Annotated in this window: 12 protein-coding genes; 6 read left to right on the forward strand and 6 right to left on the reverse strand. The window is 66.3% G+C overall.

Annotated features, from left to right (window positions below; genetic code table 11):
- The first annotated feature begins 42 nt into the window (after positions 1 to 42).
- Positions 43 to 591, forward strand: a complete 549-nt coding sequence (locus tag QE379_RS10925) for a gluconokinase (protein WP_373461767.1) — start codon at positions 43 to 45, stop codon at positions 589 to 591.
- Between the two features lie 5 nt (positions 592 to 596).
- Here the strand turns inward: QE379_RS10925 and QE379_RS10930 are convergent, their stop codons facing one another.
- Together QE379_RS10930 and QE379_RS10935 are read right to left on the reverse strand one after the other, a co-directional pair.
- A complete protein-coding gene (locus QE379_RS10930) occupies positions 597 to 1,274 on the reverse strand; it encodes a FadR/GntR family transcriptional regulator (RefSeq protein ID WP_307000427.1) in 678 nt (225 codons plus the stop codon).
- Positions 1,275 to 1,286: 12 nt separating this feature from the next.
- Positions 1,287 to 2,633 carry a gluconate:H+ symporter gene (locus QE379_RS10935; protein WP_307000429.1) on the reverse strand — a complete coding sequence of 449 codons (1,347 nt, stop codon included), beginning with the start codon at positions 2,631 to 2,633 and terminating at the stop codon, positions 1,287 to 1,289.
- Positions 2,634 to 2,980: 347 nt separating this feature from the next.
- Here QE379_RS10935 and QE379_RS10940 point away from each other — a divergent pair, with 347 nt between their 5' ends.
- Together QE379_RS10940 and QE379_RS10945 are read left to right on the forward strand one after the other, a co-directional pair.
- Entirely contained in the window at positions 2,981 to 3,190 is a 210-nt protein-coding gene (locus tag QE379_RS10940) for a helix-turn-helix transcriptional regulator (protein WP_307000432.1), read from the forward strand.
- Positions 3,191 to 3,262: 72 nt separating this feature from the next.
- Positions 3,263 to 6,280: a glycosyl hydrolase family 28-related protein gene (locus tag QE379_RS10945; RefSeq protein WP_307000434.1), complete on the forward strand. Its 3,018-nt coding sequence runs from the start codon at positions 3,263 to 3,265 to the stop codon at positions 6,278 to 6,280.
- On the opposite strand, the gene QE379_RS10950 is transcribed toward QE379_RS10945, so the two are convergent.
- Positions 6,170 to 7,402, reverse strand: a complete 1,233-nt coding sequence (locus QE379_RS10950) for an SGNH/GDSL hydrolase family protein (RefSeq protein ID WP_307000436.1) — start codon at positions 7,400 to 7,402, stop codon at positions 6,170 to 6,172. The genes QE379_RS10945 and QE379_RS10950 overlap by 111 nt on opposite strands.
- Positions 7,403 to 7,557: 155 nt before the next feature.
- Here QE379_RS10950 and QE379_RS10955 point away from each other — a divergent pair, with 155 nt between their 5' ends.
- Positions 7,558 to 10,035: an exo 1,3/1,4-beta-D-glucan glucohydrolase gene (locus QE379_RS10955; protein WP_373461768.1), complete on the forward strand. Its 2,478-nt coding sequence runs from the start codon at positions 7,558 to 7,560 to the stop codon at positions 10,033 to 10,035.
- Positions 10,036 to 10,069: 34 nt separating this feature from the next.
- Here the strand turns inward: QE379_RS10955 and QE379_RS10960 are convergent, their stop codons facing one another.
- The 3 genes from QE379_RS10960 to QE379_RS10970 all read right to left on the reverse strand — a co-directional run bounded on the left by QE379_RS10960 (position 10,070) and on the right by QE379_RS10970 (position 12,561).
- On the reverse strand, positions 10,070 to 10,357 hold the full coding sequence (locus QE379_RS10960) for a hypothetical protein (protein WP_267433429.1): 288 nt from the start codon (positions 10,355 to 10,357) through the stop codon (positions 10,070 to 10,072).
- A 61-nt stretch (positions 10,358 to 10,418) separates the two neighbouring features.
- On the reverse strand, positions 10,419 to 11,822 hold the full coding sequence (locus QE379_RS10965; protein ID WP_307000442.1) for a TonB-dependent siderophore receptor: 1,404 nt from the start codon (positions 11,820 to 11,822) through the stop codon (positions 10,419 to 10,421).
- A complete protein-coding gene (locus tag QE379_RS10970) occupies positions 11,770 to 12,561 on the reverse strand; it encodes a TonB-dependent siderophore receptor (RefSeq protein WP_307000444.1) in 792 nt (263 codons plus the stop codon). The genes QE379_RS10965 and QE379_RS10970 overlap by 53 nt, the downstream gene beginning before the upstream one ends.
- 161 nt (positions 12,562 to 12,722) lie before the next feature.
- On the opposite strand from QE379_RS10970, the gene QE379_RS10975 reads away from it, so the two are divergent.
- Together QE379_RS10975 and QE379_RS10980 are read left to right on the forward strand one after the other, a co-directional pair.
- Positions 12,723 to 13,967, forward strand: a complete 1,245-nt coding sequence (locus QE379_RS10975; protein WP_307000446.1) for an MFS transporter — start codon at positions 12,723 to 12,725, stop codon at positions 13,965 to 13,967.
- Positions 13,968 to 14,162: 195 nt separating this feature from the next.
- Positions 14,163 to 15,290 carry an MFS transporter gene (locus QE379_RS10980; protein WP_307000448.1) on the forward strand — a complete coding sequence of 376 codons (1,128 nt, stop codon included), beginning with the start codon at positions 14,163 to 14,165 and terminating at the stop codon, positions 15,288 to 15,290.
- Positions 15,291 to 15,318 lie beyond the last annotated feature (28 nt).

Below are 15,318 nucleotides of genomic sequence, written 5' to 3' on the forward strand. Positions count from 1 at the left end.
CAGGTGCGGCAGGAATGCCGGATGAAAGGACAGGGGTGACGGGTGACGGCGGGCAAAGGAATCGAAGCGGCGACCGACCCCTATGGCATCGTGGTGATGGGGGTTAGCGGCACCGGCAAGTCTACGCTGTCGCAGCGGTTGGGGGCCGAACTCCATTGCCCGGTGCTGGAGGGCGATGATTATCATTCGGCGGCGAATGTCGCCAAGATGCGCAGCGGCCATCCCCTGACCGATGCGGATCGCTGGCCCTGGCTCGACCGGCTGGGGGCGGCGATCGGGACGGAGGCGAAACGCGGCGGCGTGGCGGTTGCGGCGTGTTCCGCGCTCAAGCGAAGCTATCGCGAACGGCTGCGAAGTGCGGCGGGATTGCCCTTGTTCTTCGTGCTGCTTGATACCGATACCGATGAGATCGCGCGGCGGATGCGCGGACGTGCGGGGCACTATATGCCGCCCAGCCTGCTCGACAGCCAGTTGGCGACGCTGGAGCGCCCTCTGCCGGGCGAATGCGCGCTGACGCTCGATGCCGGGCATTCCCCCGATCGGCTGGTCGCGGAGGCGCTGACCTGGATCGACGGGGCGAGGCACGCCTGAGGTCCTCACGGCATCAGCCGTTTGCGCCCCTGCGACAAATGCCACCGCATGGCGAGTGCCGCTCCGTCCGCGTCGCGCGCCCGGATCGCGTCGACGATGGCGTCGTGCTCCTCCATCATCGCGCCGATCACCTCGGGCGGGCGCGAGCGCGAGATGTCGACCCCGGCGCGCAGGATGTGCATCACCTCGTCGTGCAAATGATCGAAGACCGGCAGGAAGGCCGAGTTGCCGGTCGCCTCGACGATCGCGCGGTGAAGCCACCAGTCCTCGTCGTGCGCGGGCGCATCCGACAACAGGGCGGCGCGGAGCGCGGCAAGTGCCTTCTCGATCTCGTCCAACTGGTCGCTCGACCGCCGGATCGCGGCCAGCCGCGCCGCCTCCGCCTCCAGCACGAAGCGTACCTCATAGGTGCCCAGGGTCTTGGCGAGTTCGTCCATCGGCATATGCGTGCCCAGCCGCTCCGACGGGCGGCGCTTGACATAGGAGCCCGCGCCACGCCGCGCTTCGGTAATCCCGTCAGAGGCGAGCCGGGCCAGCGCCTCGCGCACGATGGTGCGTGACATGCCGAACGTCTCGGCCAGCCTCGCTTCGGAAGGCAGGCGGTCGCCGATCCCCAGCCCCTCGTCGTTGATGATGCGGACGATCGCCGTATAGGCCCGGTCCGCCAGCCGCCCCTCGTTCATGCCCACCCCCGTTCAGACGATATGGCTCAGGATCATCACCAGCGCGAGGCCGACGACCGAGATCACCGTCTCCAGCATCGACCAGGTGCGGAAGGTGTCGGCGGTGCTGGTCCCGACATAGCTTTTGACCAGCCAGAAGCCGGGATCGTTGACATGGCTGAAGAACACCGACCCCGCACCGATCGCCAGCACGACCAGCTCGGGCGCGACACCCGATCCCGCCACCACGCCGGGCATGATGCCGACCGCAGTGATGGTCGCGACCGTCGCCGATCCCGCCGCCAGCCTGATCCCCACCGCGACCAGCCAGCCGAGCAGCAGCGGCGAGATGGCGTACATGGTCACCAGCCGCGCGAGCAGATCGGACAGCCCCGCGCTGACCAGTACCTGTTTCAATGCGCCGCCAGCACCGATCGCGAGAAGGATGGCGCCCGCCGCGCCCATGGTCTCGTGCCAGACCGCATCCTGAATCTTCGCCTCGCGCAGCCGACGTCCGAACAACAGGGGCAGGGCGAGCAGATTGGTGACGAGCAGCGCGATCACCGGATTGCTGGCGGCTACCAACCAGGCGCTGCCCTTCCATGCCGAGGATAGCTGACCCAGTTCCCCGGTCGCGATCAGCAGCACGGGGAGCAGGACGATGAACAGCGCCGCCCCCAGGCCCGGTGTCGCAACATCCAGGCGGTGATCGCCCAGCACCGGCGGGGCCAGCCGCACACCCGGCGTCACGATGCGCGCCAGCGCCGGGCCCGCGATGATCGCGGTCGGGATGGCGATCAGGATGCCGTACAGCATCGTCCTGCCCAGATTGGCCCCCAGCGCCTCGACCGCCAGCAACGGACCCGGATGCGGGGGGACCAGCGCATGGACCACGCCCAGCCCGGCGAGCGCGGGCATGATGAGGCGCAGCTTGGCCGCGTCGCGCGCCGGGCCATCCGGTGCGTCCATCGCCTCCGCCGCCGCCACGACGATCGGCAGCAACAGGACCAGACCGGTCTCGAAGAACAGCGGCAGGCCGATCAGGATCGCGATGCCCAGGGTCGCCCAGGGAGCGGCTCTCGCGCCGGTCAGTCGCAGGGCGCTTTGGGCCAGTGCGGCGGCGGCGCCCGACAAATGCAGCATCGCGCCCAGCGACAGGCCGAGCGCGACGACGAGGCCGGTTCCGCCGACGATATCGCCCACGCCCTTTTGCACCGCCTTGGCGATATCGGCCAGCGGCAGTCCGGCGAGAAGCCCGACCGCGAAGGCACCGCATAGCAGCCCGATAAAAGGATGGAGCCGCCCGCGAACGATCATCAGGACCGCCAGCATTATGCCTGCCAGCGCGGCGGCGATCAGCCTGACGTCACCGTCCGTCATCGCATCGCCCGTCGCAAGACGATGGTCATGCTTCGTGGATCGCGCATCGACACCCCTCCTTCGGCATTGGGGCGGTGCGTTCACCTGCCCATGGCTCATGCCGAGTTGTACGACAGGTTTCTGCGATCCGGCAACATAAAAGGGCTTGATCATGAACAATGGCTGGGCGCATGGTGAAAACCTGTCCAACCGAATCCCTCCATATGGGGCGCGTTCGGGGGACGATCGGACCATGTCGGCGTGCACGACCGACAACCGATGGCCAACGAGCCGCATGGAGGAGGATGACGATGGAAGGGATGCACTCGATCGCCCGTCAGCCCGCAAGTCCGGGCCTTGCCACACCCATGGCGGCGGCACTCGCGCAATTGACTCCGACCCAGATGAAGGTCCTGCGCGGCGTTCATTCGGGCCTGCTCAACAAGCAGATCGCGTTCGATCTGGGCATCGCCGAGGCGACGGTGAAGGCGCACATGACCGCGTTGATGCGCAAGCTGAACGTGCGCAACCGGACCCAGGTGGCGATCGCGGCACAGGCGCTCAGCCTCCACGCCTGATACCGGGCTTGATCCAGTTTGGCGACGTCGACGGCCCGGCGGTTACGATGAGGCCGAAACAGGGAGAGGATCATGAAAGCGAACTGGCTGCTCGGCGCGGCGGTGGTGATGGCGTTCGCGCCGTCGATGGCGACACCGGCCGCGGCACAATCCTCGAGATCGGTCTATAGAACCGCCCCGTCCGACCCGCAGGCGGTGACGATCCGTGGCGTAGGCGATGGCCGTGCCGACGATAGCTCGGCGATCCAGCAGGGGATCGATGCGGCGGCGAAGAGCGGCCATGGCGGCATCGTCTTCCTGCCGTCCGGTCGATACCGGATCAGCCGCACGATTATCCTGCGCTCGGGCGTGCGGATATTCGGCGTCGGCGCGACCCGGCCCGAAATCCTGCTGGGCGATGCCACGCCGGGTTTCGGATCGGGGATCGCCGCCATGCTGACCTTTTCGGGTGAGGACCAGTATCGCGCGGGCAAGCCGCCGGTGCCGGTGCCGACGACGGTGCCGTTCGACGAAAGCCTGTTCGACGCGACGTCGACCACCTTTTATTCCGCGCTGGCCAATATCGATTTCCGTATCGGAGCGGGCAATGCGGGCGCGGTGGCGGTGCGCTTCCGCGTCGCCCAGCATGGCTATCTGCGCCATGTCGACTTCCATCTGGGATCGGGCTTCGCCGGTATCTATCAGGCGGGGAATGCGGCCCAAGGCCTGCGCTTTTTCGGGGGACGATATGGTATCGTTACCGAGAAGACCTCGCCCGCCTGGCAGTTCACGCTGATAGATTCCGATTTCGTCGGGCAGCGCGAGGCGGCGATCCGCGAGCATGAGGTCGACCTGACGCTGGTCAACGTCGCGATCCGCGATACGCCGGTCGGGATCGAGATAGATCGCGGCTATTCGGACTCGCTCTGGGGCAAGCAGGTGCGGTTCGAGAATGTCCGCGATGCGGGCGTACTGATCTCGTCGGAAAAGAGTGTGTTCACGCAGATCGGGTTCGACGATGCGGTGGGGATCACGACGCCGGTCTTCGCGCGCTTCCGCGACAGCGGCCGGACGGTGAAAGGCGCGGGAGCGCGCTACCGCGTCGCGGACTTCTCCTACGGCCTGAAGGTCCCGGCGCTGGGTGAGATGGGCGACTTCGCGACGGATGTGCGCATGACGCCGCTGGCCAAGGCACCCGCCCGGCCCCGTCCCGCCATCCCAGCGCTGCCCGCCATGAACGCCTGGACCAATGTCCGTGACCTGGGCGTCAAGGGCGACGACACGACCGACGATACCGCCGCACTGCAACGCGCGATCGATACGCACCGCGTGCTTTACCTGCCGATGGGACGCTACCGGGTCGGCGACACGCTGAAGCTGCGGCCGGACAGCGTGCTGATCGCACTGCATCCCAGCCTGACGCATATCTATCTGGCGGATGACTCGCCCCCCTATCGCGGGGTCGGTTCCGCTCGCGCGCTGATCGAGAGTGCAAAGGGTGGGGCGGGGATGATCTCCGGCGTCGGGCTTTGGACCGGCGGCGTCAATCCGCGCGCCACCGCGCTTCTGTGGAAGGCGGGCGAGGCTTCGCTGGTGGATGACGTTAAGATCCAGGGTGGCGGCGGCACCGTGCTGACGCCCGGCAGTCCGATCGGCTTCGGCAGCGATCGCGCGCGGTTCGACGGCCAATATCCCAGCATCTGGGTGACGGACGGCGGCGGGGGTACGTTCAACGCGCTATGGTCGCCCAATACGCTGGCGTCGGCGGGCTTCCATGTCTCGAACACCACGACGCCGGGCCATGTCTATCAGCTTTCGGCCGAGCATCACTACCGCGCCGAGATCGTGCTGGATCATGTCGCGAACTGGGAGTTCCTCGCCCCCCAGACCGAGCAGGAGGTGCGCGACGGGGTCAATGCCGTCTCGACCGAATTCCGCCACAGCCGCAACATCCTGTTCGCCAATTACCATGGCTATCGCGTGACACGCACCGCCAAGCCGATGGACGCGGCGGTCAGGCTCTACGATTCGGGCGATATCCGTTTCCGCAACGTCCATGTGAACGCCGAGAGCGGCTTTGCCAGTTGCGACGAAAAGGGGTGCGGCACCTTCATTCGCGCCAGCAAATATCCGTTCGAGAACGCGATCAAGGACATGACCCGCCAGACCGAGGTGCGCGAGCGCGAGTTCGCCAGCCTGGACGTGCCGCCCGCGCCCGCAACGGCGGCGGTCCAGTCCGCCGTGGCGGTGTCGCCGGGCGTTCGCAGGCTGGCGGACGGCTTCTACTCGATCGCCGGAGGCGCGATGGATGCCAAGGGCAAGCTCTATTTCATCGATCGTTTCTTTCAGCGCATCTATGGCTGGTCGACGGCAGAGGGGCTGAACATCGTCGCCGACGCGCCGCTCGACGCGGTCAATCTGGCGGTCGATCGGTCCGGGCGATTGCTGGTCCTGTCCTCGGCGGGGCGTGACGGCACGGTGTACAGCATCGATCCCGCCCGCCCGGCGGCGGTCACGGTCATTCCGCCGACGCCATCGCGCCCGCATCAGGGAGCGACGACGCTGCTGCCGGTCAATGTCTGGGCCAATGGCGAGTTCGCCGACCGGATCGACCCGAAAAGCTATGCTTATCCGACCATGGCCGACCTCTTCACCGCCAAGATGGGCGAGGCCAAGGCGCAGGAATATGTGTCACCCGATGGTTCGCTGGTGCTCCCGGCCTTCCGCGTGTGGAACCAGGGGCCGGACGATCACCGGGGCTGGCGCTGGTCGGATACCCTGGATGCCCATGGTTTCGCATCCGCGCCCAGCGGCGGCGAGGTCGTCGTCACCAACGAGTCCGAGAACCGGACCTATGCCGGACGGGTTGGGGCGGACGGCATTGTCACCGATTTCCGCGTGCTGGCCGAACGGGGCGGGGAGAGCGTGACGCGCGATGCGGCGGGCAATCTCTATGTCGCGAACGGGCAGGTTTTCGTCTATGCGCCGGACGGTCGATTGCTACGCCGGATCTACGTGCCCGAGCGGCCGCTGCAACTGGTGATGGACAAGGACGGTGCCGGACGGTTGTTCGTCCTGACGCACCATTCGCTCTACGCCGTCGATCTTTGACCGTTTCAACGCCCCCATACGCCGGGTACGGCATGCCACCGCCTGGGCGATGGCCGCCGCAATGGCGCGGTCGTCCCCGGTGTCGGGGTGGGAGTCGCATCCCCGGAAGGACAAGCCCGTCACCGGCACGAAGCTGATCCGCCGTTCGCCTTCGTTCTTTAGCCGGTCGGCCACCTTGTCGACCTCGGCAGCGATTTCGCCATCGGCCAGATCGGTCGCCCAGAGGACGAAATACGCCTTGGGGTATTTGCGCCGCAGGTCATGGACGAAGGCGACATAGCGGCCTTCGAAATCGCGGTGCAGCGCATCGCGATCGGGCCAGCGTTCCCCGGCCTTCAATGGCGTGGTGAAGTCGTTGGTGGCCAGGGCGATGACGACGATCTGCGGGTTCCAGCCCGGAGAGCTTGCCGCGATATCGGAGTCGAACAGGGCGAAGGGATAGGCCTCCGGCAGCGTCGGCGCGGCAAAGCCGCCATAGTTGCGCACGATCCCCCGGCCCGAAATGGCGTTGACCTGATAGTCCGCGTCATAGCGCGCCGCCGTCACGCCCGCCGGGCCGAGCGAGGTGTTCGTCGTCTCCCAAATGGCGTCCTGGCCGCATTGCCGGGTGAGCGAGGTGTTTCCGTAGCCGACCGTGTGGGAGTCCCCGATGAACTCGATCTGTCGGGCGCGGGGATGTGGAGCGGCGAGGGGCGTCGTGCCGCCGGGGGCGAACAGGCCTCGAAACTCGGTCGGCCCCGCCTGGCTTTCGCTGACCACATCGACGCGGATGCGGTGTTCGCCCGCGCCCTGGGCGGTAACACGATACAGGCCGGGCGCGGGGCGGACGAGCGATATGGGCGCGCCGCCATCGATCGCGATGCGAAGCGAGACGGCACCCGGCCCAATCCCCAGATCGACGGCTGGCCCACGGAAGGCTCCCTCCCAATAGGTGCCGGGCCATTGCCGACGATAGCTGGTCCCATCGACCACGCGTCCGCCGTTATGGAGGGGCAGGGGATGCCCCGCTGGTGCCTCCGCCGCCAGCGGTCGGATCGCGCCCTGCGGACCGGTTCGAGCCTGCGAATCGGAAGGCAGGCCGGTCAGCAGCAACAGGCTGGCGGGGATTAGGCTGCGAAGCATCGTCTCTCCTAAAGGGACATTGTTCGTCTTGCCCCCCACGGATTGCTAACTCCGTCGATATCCGGTGCAATCAAAATCATCGGCCGGATTTGCCTTGTTGACAGTTTCGTCATGAAACCGGCACGGCAGGGAAAAGCGATAGGAGAGATTTGACGATGGCGTTTTCCCGGAGCCTGGCCATGATCGTGGCCGCGACCGCCCTGAGCAGCGGCGCGATCGGACAGCAGGCGGCCCCCGTCGCGCCCGACGCCGCAGCGGTGGCGCATCCCGATCTGTGGCCGAAGCTGTCCCTGAAGCGCCAGCGTGATCCCAAGGTCGAAGCGCGGGTCGAGCAGATCCTGTCGCGGATGAGCGTCGAGGACAAGGTGGGTCAGTTGATCCAAGTCGACATCGCCTCGATCACGCCCAAGGACCTGGAGACCTATAAGCTCGGCTCGATCCTGAACGGCGGCAATTCCGCGCCCAATAACGACGAATTCGCGCCCGCGCCCGAATGGCTGAGGCTGTTCGACGCCTTCTGGGACGCCTCGATGAAGCGCAACGACGGTCGCCCGCAGGTGCCGTTGATCTGGGGCACGGACGCGGTGCACGGCGCGAACAATATCGTCGGCGCGACGCTGTTCCCGCATAATATCGGGTTGGGTGCGGCGCGCGATCCAGAACTGATCCGCAAGATCGGCGCAGCGACGGCGGCGGAGACGGCGGCGACCGGCATCGACTGGAGCTTCGCGCCGACCGTCGCGGTGGTGCAGGACGACCGGTGGGGTCGCACCTACGAAAGCTATTCGGAAGATCCCGCGATCGTCGAATCCTATGCCGGACAGATGGTCGAGGGCATTCAGGGCCGGGTCGGCGGCGACTTCATGAAGCCCGGCCACGTCATTTCCTCGATCAAGCATTTCCTGGGCGATGGCGGGACCGGCGGGCGGGACCAGGGCGATACGCGCGTCTCGGAGGAGGTGCTGCGCGATGTGCACGCCGCCGGTTATCGCAGCGGCCTGGTCGCCGGCGCGCTGACCGTGATGCCCAGCTTCTCCAGTTGGAACGGCACCAAGATGACGGGCAACAAGAGCCTGTTGACCGGCGTGCTGAAGGACCGGCTGGGCTTTGACGGCTTCACCATCGGCGACTGGAACGCCCATGGGCAGGTGCCGGGTTGCAGCAACGAGGATTGCCCGGCGGCGATCAATGCCGGGCTCGACATGTTCATGTACTCCGGGGCGGGCTGGAAACAGCTCTATGACAACACGCTGCGCGAGGCGAAGGACGGAACCATCCCCGCCGCGCGTCTGGACGATGCGGTGCGCCGCATCCTGCGGGTGAAGATGCTGGCCGGTTCATTCGAGGCGGGCCGCCCGTCCTCCCGGCCCCTCAGCGGGCAGTTCAAGCTGATCGGCGCGCCCGAGCATCGCGCCATCGCCCGTCAGGCGGTGCGGGAGTCGCTGGTTCTGCTCAAGAACAATGGCGGTGTCTTGCCGCTGAAACCGGGTGCGAACATCCTGGTTGCGGGTCGCGGCGCGGACAATATCGGTCAACAGGCGGGCGGCTGGTCGATCACCTGGCAGGGAACCGGCGTCACCAACGCCAATTTCCCCAACGGCCAGTCCATCTGGTCGGGGATCGACGAGGCGGTGCGCGCGGGCGGCGGCAAGGCGACGCTGGCGGTCGATGGCCGCTATGCGACCAAACCCGACGTCGCCATCATGGTGTTCGGCGAGACCCCCTATGCCGAATTCACCGGCGACCGTCCGACATTGGAATATAGCCCGGAGGACAAGAGCGACCTCGCGCTGCTCAAGAAATTCAAGGCCGCCGGTATCCCGGTCGTCGCGGTGTTCCTGTCGGGCCGTCCACTCTGGGTGAATCCGGAGCTGAATGCGGCGGACGCCTTCGTCGCGGCCTTCCTGCCGGGAACCGAGGGCGGCGGCGTGGCCGATGTCCTGATCGCGGGGAGGGACGGCAAGCCGCGCCATGATTTCCACGGCAAGCTCAGCTTCTCCTGGCCCAAGCGCCTCGACCAATATGTCCTGAACAAGCGCGACCCCGGCTATGATCCGCTGTTCCCGATCGGCTATGGCCTGACCTATGCGCAAGGCGGAACGGTGCCGATGCTGAGCGAGGCGCGTCCGGCGGTCGCGGCGGGGGATCAGAACGCCCTGTTCGTGCGGGGCCGCGTCGTCGCAGGGGCGCGGCTGGACCTGGGCGGCGCGGTGCAGCAGAGCCGTATCGACCGCGCCGCACAGGAGGACAGCCTGCGCTTCGCCTTTGCGGGTAGCGGCCCGGCCCGCGCCGCGATCGAGGAGGCCAAGCCGATCGACGTGACGCGCGAGTCCAATGGGCAGTTGAGCCTGTTGCTCGATTACCGCGTGACGGCGGCGCCCACGGGCGAGGTCACTCTGGGCATGGAGGGCGGCAAGGCGGCGTCGGTGCCGATCACCGGTGCGCTCAAGGGCGCGCTCGGCGAATGGCGGCAGTTGGCGGTGCCGTTGCGCTGCTTCGCCGATGGCGGGGTGGACATGGCCGCCGTATCCCGGCCCTGGGTGCTATCGACCTCGGGCAAGCTGACGCTCGATATCTCTTCGATCCGGATCGCCAGTGCGCCTCCGGGGCCGGTGAGTTGCGGCGTGCGATGAGCCGGGGTGGTTGGCAGGGGGCGACCGGTCGCGGTCATCCCCCGCCTTGCTCGGCGTTCTCCAGACGAAATTCGACGCCGTCCCAGAAACGCTTCAGGCGATCCAGCGCATGTTGCCTGATGCGGCCGACCTCGTCGTCGGTCATCGCCTGAACCCCGGTCGCCTGCAACCGGCCGAAGTCGCGCAACATGCTCTGCGCCGTTGCGCGACAGGCGCCCACCGGGTCCTTGTCGCCGACAAGCAGCAGCGCGTACAGATTCTCCATGATGAAACCATGGGCGGCCAGATTGCCCGCAATGGCCTCCGCGAATTCGTCGTCCAACACCGATCTCCTTACGCCTTGGTAAGCGTCGGAGCGCGTTGGAAGTTGCAGGCCCCGCCGATCAGAGCCGAAGGCGCAATTCCGCCAGCAGCGTGCGCGGCTCGCCGGGAAAGCTGCCGGTCTGTGCGGAAAAGCCCGAGGCGGTATAGCGTTTGTCGAACAGGTTATCGACGCGCAGCATCAACTCCGCGATCCCCAGGCTTTTGGTGATCGAGGCATCGAAGATCATATAGGGCTGCACCGTCTGGCCCGACAAACTGATCCGGCTGGACAGATATTCGCCGCCGAAGCCGATCGCCGTGCCGATCGGCGCGATCTGGTAGCGTGTCCAGAAACCGAGCTGATGGCGCGGCGCATTGGCGAAGCGATCGCCGACCGCGTTGGTCAGCGACTGCCCCGCCACCGTGCCGGTGATCTTCGTGTCGTTATAGGCATAGTTGGCCAGCAGCACCCAATCGGGTGTCAGGTCCGTCGACAGGTCGAACTCGAACCCCTTGCTCGTTACTTCTCCGATCGGACGGAGTTGATCCACGCCGTTGACCGGCGGCTGGGACGGATCGACCTGAAGCAGGTTGCGCCGGATGATCCGGTAGAGCGCGGCATTGGCCTGAAGTCGCCCGTCCAGCAGCACCGACTTGACCCCCGCTTCGATCTGCCCGCCCGTCACCGGGGCGAAGGGGCCGCCCGCATCGACATTCTGACTGGCGGCGCTTTGCGGCTCGAAGCTGCCGGACCAACTCGCATAGAGCGACAATTGCTCCTGGGGCTTGAAGATCGCTCCTCCGCGATAGGTGAAGCGGCCATCGCGATAGGCCGAGCTTGCCGTCGTCCGTCCGCCGGTGGCGGTCGTCACGGCGTCATCGAACCGGTCATAGCGAACGCCGCCGACGATCAGCAGAGCGTCGGTGATGCTGATCTGGTCCTGAAGATAGCCGCCCTGCCGCTTGGTCCGCGTATCGGTGACGGCGAAGGGCAGGACGGCGACGCGCGCGACGTCGCGCCCGGTGACGGTGTAGACCGGCTTGCTCAGCGACAGCGGCGTGACCCCGTTCCGCAGGATCCGCGAGTCGAGGATGCTGGTCTCGTCATACCAGTCGGCACCGGCCTGGAATTTGTGGGTCATGCCCGCAATTTGGACTTTCGCGGTCGCGTTGGCCATGAACGACAGGCCGTCGACGCTGCGGATCTGGTCGCGGAACTCGCGCGCGATCAGATCTTTGCTCCCCGCCACGAAGCCGCGCGGTTCGTGATATTGCTGCGTCTCGGTCGCGTCGAAATAGCGGGCGCCCGCGTCGAACGTCACCGCATCGCCGATCGTGGTGGCGTAACGCGCCTGATAGGCCTGCGATTTCAGATGGAGGAAGTCGGTCGGCTCATTGGCGTTCCAGCGGATGTCGCCCAGGAAGTTGCCGTCATTGTCGACCGGCACGCCGCGAAGGCGGTTGGCCCGAAGGAAATTTGTCATAGACGGTCGCCTGGACGGTCAGCTTGCCGCCCGAATTGGTTCGGAACGACAACCCGCCATCGCCGATCAGCGCGCTGTTCTTCGTATTGTAGCGAAAAGGCTTCATTGCTTCATAGAAGCCGCCGATGCGATAGGTGACGACTCCCTCCGCATCGACCTTGCCCGTCGCCTCCGACGAAATGCCCGCCCGGTCATAGTTGCCGAGCGTCGCGACCATGCGCAATGCGCTCACCTCGCTCGGTGTCTTGGAGACATAGTTGACGATCCCACCCGGAGAGCCGGGGCCGAAGAAGAGACCCGCCGGACCTTTCAATACCTCGACGCGGCTGATGTTGAACAGTTGCGGGACCGAGAAGCCGATAAAGGGATTGCCGCGTTGCCCGTCGTAGAAGGACTGGTCCTGTCGAAAGCCGCGAAAGGTGACCCCGGCATAGCTGAACGCAGTGACGCCCGAGATATTGCGATAAATGTCGGTCGCATCCCGCGCGCCCTGATCCGTGAACAGGTCGGAATTGATGACCTGCAACGCCTGCGGGATGTTCAACGGGTCTTCGGCGGCCTTTCCGAGCGTGGTGGTATCGACCCGGTACAGACGCTGCGCCCGCCCGGTGACGACGACTTCCCTGTCTTGACCCGCGTCTTCTTCGACACGGTCGGACGGGAGGCCGGGCGGCTGTGCCATAGCGGGCATGCACACCAGTGCCGCGACCCAGCCAGCCGCCATCGTAACAAATTTCACATGCCACCCCTTTATTGCTATCGCCTCGCATTAACGAAATTAGGATTCCGATGCAACCGTGATGGTCGATGGTCGATGAAGACAGGCAACCGACCGGGGCTTGTGCATCGATCGCGCAGTGCCCGCCATCTTCCGTGAACGGAATGCGTTAAGGCGAGATCATGACCGACGCATCGCTCCCCGCCGCCCTCAGCAAGGGCTCTTCCGAATATCGACGCCTGACCCTGGCGATGCTCTTCGCCGGGTTCGCGACCTTTTCCACACTTTACGCGGTGCAGCCCTTATTGCCGGAACTCGCCCGGCATTATCGCCTGAGCGCCGAGGCCGCCTCGCTCGCCGTGTCGATGGCGACCGGGCCGCTGGCCATCGGCATTCTGGTGGCGGGGGCGCTTTCCGATCGATGGGGACGCCGCTCGCTGATGACGATCGCCATGATGGCGGCGGCGATCCTGACCCTCGCCAGCGCGGTCGCGCCAAGTTGGTACGCGCTGCTCGCGCTGCGGCTGCTGGCCGGACTGGCGTTGGCGGGGGTCCCTGCGGTCGCCATGGCCTATGTCGCCGAGGAGGTGGATGCGGGTTCGATCGGCTCGGCCATGGGCCTTTACATCGCGGGAAGCGCGCTGGGCGGAATGGGCGGCCGGTTGGTCGCCAGCCTCGTCGCGGCGGTGGCCGATTGGCGCTGGGCGATCGCGGCGGTGGGTCTGGCGGGGCTGGCCATGGCGGAGGCGTTCCGCCGTCTGGCCCCCGTGTCCCGGCGGTTCGTCGCGGGCGAGGCCGATTGGCTTTCGCTGCCGCGCGGTGCCGTGACCCTGTTTCGCGATCCGGCGCTGCGGCTGCTTTATGCCGAGAGCTTCCTGCTGATGGGCATGTTCGTCACGGTCTACAACTATGCCGGATTCCATCTGCTGGGACCGCCCTATCATCTGGGACAGGCGACGGTGGGGGCGGTCTTCCTCCTCTATGTCCTGGGATCATTGAGTTCGAGCTTGTTCGGCGGCCTGGCGGGTAGGGTCGGGCGGCGAAGGATATTCTGGCTTCCCACTGCGCTGCTGATCGGCGGGGTCGCGCTGACCCTGGCTGCGCCCCTCTGGCTCGTCGTCGCGGGGATCGCCGTCGTGACGATCGGCTTTTTCGGAGCGCACTCGATCGCCAGCGCCTGGGTCGGCAGGCGCGGCGGTGCGATGCGGGGGCAGGCGGCGGCGTGGTATCTATTCTTTTATTACATGGGGTCGAGCATATTGGGCTCCGCCGGGGGGATCGCCTGGACGTACAGGGGTTGGCCCGGTGTGGTCGGTTTCAGCCTGATGCTGGGACTGTTTGCGCTGATCGGCAGCCTGCTGCTGTTCTGGGTCCGACCCCTGACGGTCGAGCCGGTTTCGACGCCGGTCGTGCCGCCTCAGGCGTGATCGACCTCGCCGGAAGGTCGGACTATCGGCGATGGTCTCAACCGTCACGGTCCAAGGGCAGACGATGAAACGCTAAGTCGTTGCCGCAAGGGTCGATCGAGGGCAGGGAGGGGCATGTCCCCATCCGGCCCCGAACCGATCCCGTCACGATCATCGCCTCCTTTATCGCTTTTCGGGCTCGCCAATGTCGGGGGCGTGATCGCGTATCTGCCGCTGCTGACCTTGCTGGTACCCTTGAAGGTGGAGGCGATCAGTCCGGACGGGCGGATCGCGCTTCTGTCGCTGATCGCCGTGTCGGGCGCCGTGGTGGCGAGCCTCGCCAATATCCTGTTCGGCTGGCTCAGCGATCGGTCGGCGCAGGCGGGCCGGGGTCGGCGGCTATGGATAGCGATCGGCTTGGTCGGGATACTGGCAAGCTATGCTTTGATCGGTCTGGCGACGACCCCCGTCTCGGTGGTCGCGGCGATCCTGTGCTTTCAATTGGCAGTCAACGCCGTGCTTGCACCGTTGATGGCGATCATGGCCGAGGAAATCCCGGATGCGAAGCGGGGCATGGCCGGAGCATTGATCGCGCTGGGCAATCCGGCGGCGGCGGCGCTGTCCGCATGGTTGGTCGGCGAAGCGATGCTGGGAGAGGGCGGGCGGCTCGCGGTCGTCGGCGGAATGATCGCGGTCTGCGTCTTACCGCTGCTCCTGACCCGCGCGCGGGCGCTCAACGCGCCGATGGTTCCCGAGACGGCGCGATCACGCCCCCCTCGTCGGGACTTGTGGATCGCGGGCCTGTCCAGGCTGCTGATCCAGATTGCGGGGGTCGTGCCCCAAGGCTATCTCCTTTATTATTTCCAGACGATCGTGCCGCCCGCCGAGCGCGTCGATCTGCCTCGCTGGATCGGGCAGGTCTTCACATTGGGCTTCATCGTACCCCTGCCGATCGCATTGCTGTTCGGCCGCGCGGCGGACAGGCCCGAACGGCGCAAATATGTCCTGCTGCTGGCCGCCCTGGTCGCGGCGGCCGGGTTGGTCGCCATGGCCTCCGCGCAAAGCCGGGAGGCGGGGGCGGCGGCCTTCATCCTCTACACCGCCGGATCGTCGGTGTTCGCCGCGCTGCATTCGGGCCTCAGCTTTCAGTTGCTGCCCGATCCGCGTCATCGTGGAAGGGATTTGGGGCTGTTCAACCTGACCAATACCCTGCCGAGCCTTTTGGGAGCGATGCTCGCCTGGGTGTTCGCGACGCCGCAGGATTTCGACACCGTCCTGCTGGTGCTGGCCCTGATCACCATGTCGGGTGGGTTGGCGATCCTGGGTGTAAGGACATGGCGATGATGGGCTGTCCCGGCGTCACGGATGATCG

It is taken from the genome of Sphingomonas sp. SORGH_AS_0879 (assembly GCF_030819175.1).
Classification (GTDB): Bacteria; Pseudomonadota; Alphaproteobacteria; order Sphingomonadales; family Sphingomonadaceae; genus Sphingomonas.